The sequence below is a fragment of the Desmospora profundinema genome, assembly GCF_031454155.1.
GTDB lineage: Bacteria > Bacillota > Bacilli > Thermoactinomycetales > DSM-45169 > Desmospora > Desmospora profundinema.
Map to the genome: position 1 here is coordinate 87032 of NZ_JAVDQG010000007.1, position 10965 is coordinate 97996.

Annotated in this window: 10 protein-coding genes and 1 tRNA gene; all 11 read right to left on the bottom strand. The window is 54.5% G+C overall.

What is annotated here, in order from left to right; all coding sequences use genetic code 11:
* Positions 1-5 precede the first annotated feature (5 nt).
* Positions 6-725: a YknW family membrane protein gene (gene yknW / locus JOE21_RS14585; protein WP_309867717.1), complete on the bottom strand. Its 720-nt coding sequence runs from the start codon at positions 723-725 to the stop codon at positions 6-8.
* A gap of 92 nt (positions 726-817) precedes the next feature.
* Positions 818-2719, bottom strand: a complete 1902-nt coding sequence (locus JOE21_RS14590) for an ATP-binding protein (RefSeq protein WP_309867719.1) — start codon at positions 2717-2719, stop codon at positions 818-820.
* Complete coding sequence (locus tag JOE21_RS14595) at positions 2716-3417, bottom strand: response regulator transcription factor (RefSeq protein WP_309867722.1); 702 nt, start codon at positions 3415-3417, stop codon at positions 2716-2718. Before JOE21_RS14595 ends, JOE21_RS14590 begins: the two co-directional genes overlap by 4 nt.
* A gap of 205 nt (positions 3418-3622) precedes the next feature.
* Positions 3623-4819 (bottom strand): ABC transporter permease, encoded by a 1197-nt coding sequence (locus JOE21_RS14600; RefSeq protein ID WP_309867724.1) that lies wholly within the window; start codon positions 4817-4819, stop codon positions 3623-3625.
* Positions 4816-5511 (bottom strand): ABC transporter ATP-binding protein, encoded by a 696-nt coding sequence (locus JOE21_RS14605; protein ID WP_309867728.1) that lies wholly within the window; start codon positions 5509-5511, stop codon positions 4816-4818. The genes JOE21_RS14600 and JOE21_RS14605 overlap by 4 nt, the downstream gene beginning before the upstream one ends.
* Positions 5508-6365, bottom strand: a complete 858-nt coding sequence (locus JOE21_RS14610) for an efflux RND transporter periplasmic adaptor subunit (protein WP_309867731.1) — start codon at positions 6363-6365, stop codon at positions 5508-5510. The genes JOE21_RS14605 and JOE21_RS14610 overlap by 4 nt, the downstream gene beginning before the upstream one ends.
* A gap of 16 nt (positions 6366-6381) precedes the next feature.
* Positions 6382-7092 (bottom strand): YknW family membrane protein, encoded by a 711-nt coding sequence (gene yknW, locus JOE21_RS14615; protein ID WP_309867734.1) that lies wholly within the window; start codon positions 7090-7092, stop codon positions 6382-6384.
* Positions 7093-7729: 637 nt separating this feature from the next.
* A complete protein-coding gene (locus JOE21_RS14620; RefSeq protein ID WP_309867735.1) occupies positions 7730-7876 on the bottom strand; it encodes a hypothetical protein in 147 nt (48 codons plus the stop codon).
* A 363-nt stretch (positions 7877-8239) separates the two neighbouring features.
* Positions 8240-8315, bottom strand: a tRNA-Ala gene (locus JOE21_RS14625).
* A gap of 114 nt (positions 8316-8429) precedes the next feature.
* A complete protein-coding gene (locus tag JOE21_RS14630) occupies positions 8430-8753 on the bottom strand; it encodes a DivIVA domain-containing protein (protein ID WP_309867736.1) in 324 nt (107 codons plus the stop codon).
* 271 nt (positions 8754-9024) lie between these two features.
* A complete protein-coding gene (locus JOE21_RS14635; protein ID WP_309867738.1) occupies positions 9025-10914 on the bottom strand; it encodes an alginate lyase family protein in 1890 nt (629 codons plus the stop codon).
* Positions 10915-10965: the final 51 nt, after the last annotated feature.

Sequence of the window (10965 nt, forward strand, 5' to 3'; positions counted from 1 at the left end):
CCCCCTCATTGGACCGGTACCATTTCTTCCATAAATGTTTCGACCCATCCGAACAATGCCGCCAAAGATAAGCTGAGGGCGATTATGATGCCGACCACGGTCCAACCTTGCTTACGGGTCAGACCCGCCACCACGGCCAATCCCCCCGCGGTCAAGATCCATTTCCAGATTGCAAACAATTCCACCTGTGACAACAGATTGCGAACCACCCCATGCTCCGTGGACAAGAAAACAGCCAGACTGGTCATCTGTACTTCTACTGACAATCCGAGGAGCCATCCGCTGGTGGCATTCACTCCCAGAGCCAATACCGCCAGGATATGCAAATGCGCGTTAAGAGAGAAGAGCGGACGAAAACCCACTTCCGATGAAAAAAGCTTAACCAAGAGCCATTGCACCAGGCTGATCACGAGAATAGCAAACAGCGGCGTTACGGTTCCCCCAAACACAGCACCGACGATGGAAAAGATGAAAACAAACTGATCAAATGAATTCTGCTCGATCCCCTCCAGCACTTCATTATCCAGTGGCACTTGCTGTGAAATCACATAGCCCTGAATTCCCGTAAACACAATGGATAACAAGATCACCACCAACAAGGGAGACCAAATGCGCGGATCTCGTTTGATCCGGCCGAACTGTGTGTATGGATCCGTCAACACGCCCCACACGGATGATTTGCGGCCGTCCGACCGACTCTGTTCAGGTTGAATTTGGATTTCCACCTTCCCGTCCTCCTTTACCATGAGAAGCTTGGAAAGAGGATATCAAACGATTTTCGCCAAAGTGACGCCAAAGTGTTGCGAAAGTGTGCAAATCAAACCGGAAACGTCAATACCACTTCCGTGCCGCCCCCCTCCTCACTGTGGACGGTCACCTCCCCGTCCAGCTGCTCTATCCATTCCTTAACCAAGGCCAGTCCAAGCCCCCCTCCCTGATCCCCCACGATCTGGCCGTCCCCGCGAAAACGGCGCTGAAAGATATGCGCCAACTCCTCCGGATCAATCCCGCTCCCGGTATCCGATACCCGTACTTCCAGTCTGCTCCCCGACTGCCGCATCGCCGCCAGGCGTACCATTCCCCCTTCGGGGGTATGGCGCAGCGCATTACGGATCAGGTTGTGCAAAATCTGACGGATCCGATTCTCGTCTCCCATCACGATCGGTAGATTCGGGGGGAGATCCCACTCCATCGCAATTTTTCGCTCACGCCAGGCAATAGGGGAAAACGCCTCCCCTACCTCCCTCAGGAGTTGATCCATCGCCACCGGCTGTCGTTCCCACTCCTCTTCCGGCATATCGTCGGAGACGGCCAGATGAAACAGTTGATCGATCATTTGCTTTAAGCGCGTTACTTCCCTCCGGATGATGGGCAAACGTTCCCGGTCGACCGCTCCCTGTTGTCCATCCATCATCTCGAGATGACCGTGAATTAACGCGACGGGCGTGCGCAACTCATGGGAGACATCGGAGACCCAGGCCTTTTTTGACTGTAACAGTCGCTCTACTTCCCTTTTTTCCGCAGCCAAGCGATCTTGGGCCTGCGCCAGCGAGACAGCCACCTGGTTCAGCTGGTCGGACAGTTTCCCCACCTCGTCCCGACCGTTGGGGCCGATTCGGTGCTCCAGATTTCCCCGGGACCACTCCTCCGCTGCCTGAGCCACCTGCTGGAAGCGTTCCGTCATTTTACGGGAGCGCACATAGGCAAACACACCGGATATGAGAAGCGCCACACCCAGGCTGACTGGAAAAACGGCCAGTGACACCAGCATAAAAAAGGAAAGAAACAACACGACCACGACAAAGGATTCCAGTGGTTCCACCGGACGCTCCTGCACCAACACTCCCGTCACTTGGAATTCTTCGTCATAGATCGGCGCCGCCACCACATACAAGGCTCGTTCCCCTTCCACCACCGTGGATTGAGAACGGCCCGACCGCAATGCCCCCTCCACCATGTCTCCGGTTCGATGACTGTATCCTTCACCGGATGCTCCCAACATCCGGCCGGATTGATCAAAGACAATCCATTCCGCTGTCAAAAGTCCGGAGGGAGACAAGGTGTGTTCCATCTGCTCCAACCACTCCTTCAACCGTTTTTCATTTTCTTCCTCCGACAGTAAGGGGGCCGTCCAACGGGCCGCCTCTTCCGTCTCTTTCACCCCTTTGACCCGATCAGGGAGATCCCATATCAATAAGTAAGCAAGCACCAACAAACTGAAGATGGCAAACACCACCCCCAGCACCTGGATGTGGGAGACCGTCATTTGCCGGATCAATCGCCGCTCCACCCAATGGGAAAATCGTCTCCACACGTGCAACACGCCCCGGGCCAATGCAATCGTGCCCCCGCTTGTGACCAGGTACAGCCCGTACTCCCATGGTGATCTTACAAATTCATGCTGGACGGAACGAAAAAAATCGTCATGGATGGAAACCAGCCGCCATTCGACAGCCGCATTTACGATATATATGACGGTGAGGTACAGCCAGGAAAACCCGATCCATGCACGCCAATAGCGGATGGGCAGGCGGATTCGATACGCCGGCCAAACCAATGCCCACAGAACCAGAAGCGACCACCCGATGGCCAATCCTCCCAGCTGGACCAACCCTCCCGGCGGAAACAGCCAAACAGCCAAGCTGGCCAACACAACCGGAACCAACCCTTCCATCCCTGCCCGAAACCGGCCGGCACCGAACATCCCCCAGCGTCTCATGTCTGTCCCGCCCGATCCGGCACAAACCGATACCCCGTCCCCCAAACGGTTTCAATGGAAGCGGAGTAGGGAACCAGCTTTCGGCGCAACCGGGAAACGTGGGAGTCGACGGAACGATCGTTATGGACATGATAGCCTCCCCAAATCTCCTCCAACAGATAGGTACGGCTGAACACCCGCCGGGGATGGGACAACAACAACGATAACAATTCATATTCCTTGGGAGTCAGCTCCAACACCGCACCCTCCAGGTGAACTTCCCGCTGATCTGCCAGCAGCCGGATAAAACCGTGATCCACCACGGATGGCGGGCTGTTTTGAATCTTTCGTTCCATCAACACCACCCGCCGCAGCGACGCACGCACCCGTGCCTGTAATTCCCGCATGCTGAAGGGCTTCGTCATATAATCGTCCGCCCCCATTTCCAATCCCCACACCCGCTCCATCTCCTCGCCTTTGGCCGTCAACATCAGAATCGGCACCACGGATTGCTTACGGATCTCCTTGCAGAGATGGACACCATCCATGCCAGGCAGCATCCAGTCCAGAATGACCAGATCCGGCTGTTCTTCCTTCCAGGCTTTCAGCCCCGTTTCTCCATTATGAACTGTCCGTGTCCGGTGCCCGTCCAGCGTCAACTGCTCCGCGATCAGATCCGCCAAATCCCGTTCATCCTCCACGATCAAAATCTTGGCCATTCATCCGCTCCCCCTTCTCCAATCATTCCCAATGTTCTAGTATACCGAAGACTTGGACAATGGTATATCCGTTTGACCGGTATTCTCCTCCACCATACAGCCTAAACATGTTCCATCATGCAACATAGACAGACGGAAGAGAAATCAAAAAAATCAGCAGCCCCATCCTGGGCTGCTGATCGGAATAAATACATATGGCTGATCCTTACTCATACCGCAAACACTCAATCGGATTAAGCCGCGAAGCTTTATTGGCCGGCAGCAGCCCAAACACGACTCCGAACAGGATGGAGAAGGCAACCGCTCCCGCCGCTACCAATGGCGAAATCACCGCCGGCAACGGAGACAACAGGCTGATCAAGGCCGCTGTCCCATACCCGATCAAGATCCCGATCAGACCTCCGATCACCGACAAGGTGACCGCTTCAATCAGAAACTGGGTCAGGATTTGCCCCCGGGTGGCGCCCAAGGACATGCGGATCCCAATCTCCCGTGTCCGTTCGGTGACGGAGACCAGCATAATGTTCATCACGCCAATCCCGCCCACCAGCAGGGAGATTCCCCCGATGCTGCCGATCACCACGGTCATGATGTTGGCCACCTGGTTAATCCCCTGGACCAACTGGTCCAGATTCATCACTTCGTAATCCCCTTCGGTGCCGTGGTTGCGGTTCAGGACGGCAACCGCCTCTTCCCCCGCTTCCTTGATCGCCTCGGCACTGGAGATCTGCAGCATCACCTGGTTGATCTCACTTTTTCCGGTGACATTGCGCCAGGTAGCATAGGGAAGATACACCTCATCCTGCTCAAAGGAGGCCAAGAGGCCCTTGGGCGGCTCCAATACTCCAATCACCCGGACCGGCTGCTGCTGGATGCGGATCGCTTGTCCCACGCCGTTGCCATCGGGGAACAATTCATCATATAAGCTTTGGCTGACCACCGCTCCGCCGTTTCCCCGCAAAAAATCGGTCGGCTGGAATGTGCGCCCCTCCACCACCTTCTGGTCGTTCCATTCCATCAAGGCGGTATTGTTCATGCCGTACACAAAGACGCTGTCCTTGGCTTCATCCCGATAAGAAACGTTGCCCGTTTGATAACTGGCCGCCGCCACCCGCTCCACTTCGGGAATGCGTTCCAAGTCTCGTAAATCCTTCTGGGTGAAAAAGCCGGGCGGAGTGACGCCCCCGGTCTCCATCTGAACATCGGTGCTGGGCATCACAGTGACCGTGTTTCCCGCTCCGGCTAAGGATTCGGTCAGTTGCTCCGTTCCTCCCTGACCGATCGCCACAATCACCAGAACGGAAGCTACTCCGATCACAATCCCCAGCATGGTCAGGATGGACCGCATCTTATGGGCCCGGATTGAATCGAGGGACATCTTCAGGTTTTCCCAGATGTTCATGAGGCCCCCTCCTTCTCCGGGGCACCGGTATCCTCGATAATCTCCCCGTCACGAAGCCGGATCCGCCGCTGCGCCCGTTTCCCCACATCCGGGTCATGGGTGATGACGACGACGGTTCGTCCTTCGCCGTGCAGCTGTTCAAACAGATCCAACACCCGCTCCCCCGACGCCGTATCCAATGCACCGGTGGGCTCGTCAGCCAAAAGGAGCTGCGGATGGTTCACCAGCGCCCGCGCAATGGCCACCCGTTGCTGCTGCCCGCCGGAAAGTTCCGAGGGGCGATGTTCCGCCCGATCCGCCAACCCCACCTTTTCCAATGCTTCCAATGCCCGCTGGGAGCGTTCCTGCTTGGAAATCCCGGAGTATATAAGGGGAAGTTCCACGTTTCGCTGAGCGGTCATCCGGGGCAAGAGATGGAAGTGTTGAAAGATAAAGCCGATCTCCTGGTTGCGCACTCCCGCTAGTTCCTCCTCCCCGATGGAGGAAACCCGTTGACCGTTCAGCCAGTATTCCCCTACCGTGGGACGGTCCAGACAGCCGATGATATTCATCAGGGTGGACTTTCCTGAACCGGAAGGACCCATGATGGCGACATATTCCCCGGTTTTGACATGCAGCTGGATCCCTTTCAGCACCTCCAGGGAGACGGCTCCCGTCTGATAGGTCTTGCCCAACGCCTCCAGCCGGATCATCGCACAGTCACTTCTTCGCCGTTTTTCAAACCTTGAGGCGGTTCTACGATCACATCATCATCCTGTTCCACGCCGGAACGCACCTCCACCCGCTCTCCATCGGAGATGCCCAGCTTGACTTCCCGTTCCCTCGCTTTTCCGTCTTCCACCACGAATACCAGGCTCTTCTCCCCCCTGGTGACGACGGCACTCTGGGGCAGCGTGAGCGCTTCCGTCGGCTGTGTCTGAATGACCACCATCAGCTTGGAGCCCATTTTAACCGGCAAAGCTTCCTCCGGTTGCACCGTCACGGGATACACCACCTGATCGTTGCCGCCGCCCGTATCCGATTCCGCCGGCAGATAGGCGACCCGGACAACCTCTCCTTTCCACGTTTCACCCGGGAGGGCGTCCGATTCCAACGTAACGGATTGCCCCTTTTCCACTTTGAGGGCTTCAAACTCCGACACTTCCGCGTGCACTTCCTGTTTCTCCAGGTCGGCGATCACCACCGCCGGACGGGTGGCTGCCTGAGAAGGAGGCACTTCTTCCACTTTGATCACGGTTCCCGATTGAGAGGCCTTCACCCGGGAATACGGATTTTTGTAGTCCAGGATGGTGTCCCCTTTTTTTACTTTGTCTCCTTCTTCCACCTTGATGACATCCAGTTCCCCCCGCTCCGGCTGATAAAAGATCTGCTCCTGATCCCGCGGCATCAAAGTTCCGGAAACCATCACTTCTTCACTCAGCTCATCCTTTACCAACTGTGTCACTTCCACTTCCGGCGCAGACCCTTGCCCCTGTAAGGCGGCGACGGTGACCATTGCCCCCACCAACACGACCATCCCCACTCCGATCAACCATTTCTTTTTCAAGATGCCGCTCCTCCCGTCATTCCACATTCATATCCATGTTGACTGCCTCACCGATGGCAACAAACCCCGCCATGACGAGCAACACTAACAAGAAGGGGATCAACGCCGCCACCCATCCCTTGCCGCGAGAGACGCCGGCAATCGCGGACAGCCCCAGGGCGGTGACGATCAACTGCCAAATGGAAAATACCTCGATCCCCGACAACAGCCCTTTCAGGAATCCTTCTGCAGGTATAAACGCAGCCAGACTGGTGGGATACACGTCTCCATGTTCCCCCACTCCCACCGTCCACAGATAGACCGCATACACCGCCATGGACAAAATTCCAAAGATACTTAAGTATGTGTTAAAGGAAAACAGCTGGGCAAACGTCGCTCTCCCTTGAAGCAGCAGGGTCAACAGCCAATGAAGCAATGTCGAGATCAGAATCAGCAGAGGAACGATAAACATCATGCCGATCGATGCTCCAACATAAGTCATGCTGCGGTACGCATCTTCTCCAAGCTGATCAATGCCAGCTTGGTGTTCCGGCAACTCCATCGTCGGTTCCACCATGGCTACCGACAGCACCACCATCAACACCACCACCACCAACAGCGGCACCACGATCCGGGGCTGCTCCCGAATCCGCTCAAACTGCTGGCCGGGCTCCCAGATCATTCCCAAAAAAGACGGCTTTTTACCCTCTTTCCCCTTCGGGGACGAAGTGTTTACGGACTGTTCCATTCTCATCCTCCCCCTTAAAAAACGAATCGGTTTCATCCTATCACATGTTTGAAAGCCAAACATGGCACAATTGTAAAAATTTATACCTATTCCGCAAGACCCAACTGAATCAGAGATTTCTACCGTTTATCGGAAACTCCATCCGCCCCTTTTCCCAGTCACCGTCACGGTGTTTATATTGTGTATAAGTATATTAACAATATAATGACCTTTGTTGCAACCCCTACTTTCGGCATATATTCATCAAGCACGTTTCCTTCCTCCTCCCTCTGTTAGACGAATGAGAAGCGGATTGGTTCCATGGAAACAGAAAAAAACCCGCACATTTTTGTACAAGGTTTAGGTGAAATCACATCCATATGGGCAACAACAAGGGCACGTTCATCCTCCATGATGACCGAGTACATTCTTCCGATTCCAAACGTCTGAACTTCGGAAAACATGAGGTACATTGAAGGGTCAAATCCTGCATCATATACTATCCAGGAAAAACAAAACTTTTAACGGTCACAAGGGGATTAAAGTCCCCGGCTGAGTTTACTTTTGTCTGATATTGGGTTAGAATGAAAGCATAAGAAACGCATAAAATAAAAAGGCACGAACCCGTGTTACCGGGTCCGTGTAAATCTGAGCCAAATCAACGGTCAGAAGTCCGGTTCCCGGGGCCACGGGGATCGGACTTCTTGCGTTCCCGGTATTGCAACCCATAGGCCAGGATTACCGGGCCAAAGACCAGGAAAGCCTGCCAAAAATGGCGGAATAACCAGGATAGCAAGTCCCACATACGGATTCACCCCCTTCCGCATGAGCATTGGAAGGAACCTCCTTTCCAGGGGCAATATCGGATAACCCCTGCCCTGGCCGAGTAAGCCTGGGCCAGGGCAGGGCTCCGAGAAGCCGCCCAAAAAAGAAGACCCGTATGGAGAAACGTCCGATCTGAATCGTGCCTTGTCTTTTCAGTGTAGCATATATTGGCCCAATATTTAATCTTTACCACCTGGATTTGTTCAATCAAGTAGTGCCGCCCTCGAATGGAGGTAATGGCTTCATTTTTTATAGTTTGATACAAAGCCTTTATCTAAGAAAGTACTGTCGACTACTGTTGCATCTAAAAATAAACCCGCACAAACATGTGCGGGGTTTTCTGTGGTGGAGCTGAGCGGGCTCGAACCGCCGACCTCCTCTTTGCGAACGAGGCGCTCTCCCAGCTGAGCTACAGCCCCCTATCTTTGGTGAAAACACTCTTATTGTACAGAGGAAAAAGAAAAATTGTCAACCAGGGCTTGGACTGCTTGGTTCCGAGATGTCCGGGTCCGCAGAACGACTGCAGACCCGTTTCATCCGTAATGGTCTCGCCCAAGTTCTCGTAATCGATTCCGCAAGCGATCCCGTTCACCGATCATCTGCTCCAGGTAATCCTTTACAACTTCTATATCGTAACCGGTGGAGGATAGGGGAAGAGAGGGAGACAAGGCTTCCTCCGCCGTCTCCGGGATGGGGCTCCAGTCTCCAGAAGCCTCTCCAGCTTCCATCCGCTGAACCTCCGTCGCGAGTTGCTCCATCTCCTTTATCACCTGATCCAGGAAGCGGTGCACACTGTCCTCGTCATAACCGGGAGAACTGCGCTTAAACTCTTGACTGTAAATCCCCGATAACCGCAACGCGCCTCCTCCTTTCAGGGATGACCAGGGCCCTGTCTAGTCATTTTATTTTTGCAAGAGCGAGAGAGGGTTGGCTTTTGGTTCGCCTTTGCACTCACAGAGCACAAGTCTCGCCTAGGTCACTTCGCTCCCGGTCTCGTTATGCACTCACAGAGCACCAATCTCGCCCGAGTCACTTTTGTTCCCTGGTCTCGCTATACGCTTTTTGCAACGAAACGAAGACAGTCATACCAACCCGGGAACCCGCCCGACGAACTTTGTCAGATAGGCCCTAATCCAGCTTTAATTCATGAGTCAGATCCCCTTTACGCACGCGAAACACCGCTTCCCCTTTCTCGCCCTTCCCGATGGAAACCTCGCTTATGTCCGGCTTTCCTGGAGGGCGCAGGTGCAAGACGGTAGTAAAGGTGACGTCGGTCCCTTGTTTTTCATATTGCAGCACCGGATTGGGTTCTTTCTGGTTGGTACGATAGGAAACCCATCCTTGGACGGGGTCTTTTTCCCCTTCCACGATCTCCATCTGGTCCACCGGGTCCAGCTGGCGGATCTCCAATACCGCCCCCCCTTGTCCGCGGGCGGTCATGTGCTTCGCTCTTCCCTCCGCCTCGATCCCCGGAGCGAGATGGAAGTATTGGGTATAGCGATGAGATTGATTCGATTGGATCCGATCCCGCACCAAGAGGATATCCGGTTTGAGATAGACCAATCGACGGGTGATCGTCACCCCGTCATACAGCTGATGGCTGGCTTCCACCCAGGCATATCCTTCGCCGGTCTTTCCCTTGGAGATGCCGGAACCATAGGCATTCACCAGGGACAGATCCGGCTCTTCCCCGTCCACCCCGATGGTGTTGTGGGCGCGAACACTCATCATGTATTCACGAAAGGGATCGTCCCGTTTGTAATTGTACTTGCCGGAATCGACGATCCAATCCTGACCGTATCCATACAGTTCAAACGAGAGCTCGTCCGCCTGTTTATGGGCGCGGGAATGAAAGGCACTGGTAAACGCCAGATGAACCGTATCCTCAAACCGGTCCCCGTCCGCCCAATCGCTGCGAAAGATCGCATACCCCCCCTCTTTAAAGATGCGGTCCACTTTTTTCGGCTTTTTCCCCTTTTTCCCCTGGGTAAAAGAGTATAGCGCTTCCGGAAAAGGCTTTAACTCCTCTTCTTTCAGATCGATGTTGTTGGCGCTGTCGCCGAGGATGGGCATCGTTTGATCGGGCTTAAACAAATAGGTGATCACATCCACCATCTTTTCAATCCGCTCGTCAAAGGTCTTTCCCACCGAGAAATCGTGGGCCTCCTCAAACTCGCGGATATCCAGCAAACTTTTCAACACAAACAGATGATAGTAAGGGGAGTGCTCCCGGTGGACACCGTCGGGTGCCACATCGGCTTCCACTTGTTGCGTTAGGCGTGTTTGGGCCTGTTTCACCCATTTTTTCGATCCGGGAAGTTCCGGAAACAACACACCAGTCTGAAGCAGGGATTTACTCTGGATGATGCCATGGTTGTTGTTGTCATTGTAAAACGCTTCGCTGGCCAAACGATCCGCGTGTTCCTGTATGCTTCCCAGGATGACGGCGGCGAACGCGTCATCCTTGTCCCCTGACAGCCGCCACACCTCAAAGAAGCGGACAAAATTCATCAGGCGGACGGCGGTGCCGTGGTCATGCCAGGACATCTCCGTCGCCGGGTCGTCATAAGGGTTCCCTTCCACCCAATCAGCTACCAGGTCTTTTCCCCTGTTCAGGTATTTTTCTTCCCCGGTGTGACGATAGGCCTCCGTCAGGTACTCCAGGAAGATCATATTATGTAGATACAACTGCCAGGAACGGTTGTTGAAGGGATCTTCCTTCCAGGTGAGATCCGATGGCAGCTTCACCTCTTCCCATCCGTCGTGAAGCCAATACCGGTTCTCCAGGATCCCGTCGGCCAAGCGTACATATTCCTCCGGGCTGAAGGATCGCTGCTGGAAGGTGTGGCGCTCTTCTTCATCCCGGTGCTTATCCAGCCATTCCCGGGCTTTCGACTGTTCCATCCCCGCCTCCGGCAACTCCTCTTTACCAAAAGAGAAGCATCCGGAGACAGCAAAGGAAGTCAGCAGAATGGACAGGAGAGCGACCATCGACCGTCTCCGCGTTTGAGTTCCCATGGCTTCCTCCTTTTCGTCTCCATACCGGCTCCGGTATCCATTAGTACTACA

Excerpts from the sequence above, each read along its gene's own strand:
- JOE21_RS14590 (WP_309867719.1), bottom strand. The coding sequence starts at position 2,719 with ATGAGACGCTGGGGGATGTTCGGTGCCGGCCGGTTTCGGGCAGGGATG.
- JOE21_RS14595 (WP_309867722.1), bottom strand. The coding sequence starts at position 3,417 with ATGGCCAAGATTTTGATCGTGGAGGATGAACGGGATTTGGCGGATCTG.
- JOE21_RS14600 (WP_309867724.1), bottom strand. The coding sequence starts at position 4,819 with ATGAACATCTGGGAAAACCTGAAGATGTCCCTCGATTCAATCCGGGCC.
- JOE21_RS14605 (WP_309867728.1), bottom strand. The coding sequence starts at position 5,511 with ATGATCCGGCTGGAGGCGTTGGGCAAGACCTATCAGACGGGAGCCGTC.
- yknW (WP_309867734.1), bottom strand. The coding sequence starts at position 7,092 with ATGGAACAGTCCGTAAACACTTCGTCCCCGAAGGGGAAAGAGGGTAAA.
- JOE21_RS14620 (WP_309867735.1), bottom strand. The coding sequence starts at position 7,876 with ATGTGGGACTTGCTATCCTGGTTATTCCGCCATTTTTGGCAGGCTTTC.
- JOE21_RS14635 (WP_309867738.1), bottom strand. The coding sequence starts at position 10,914 with ATGGGAACTCAAACGCGGAGACGGTCGATGGTCGCTCTCCTGTCCATT.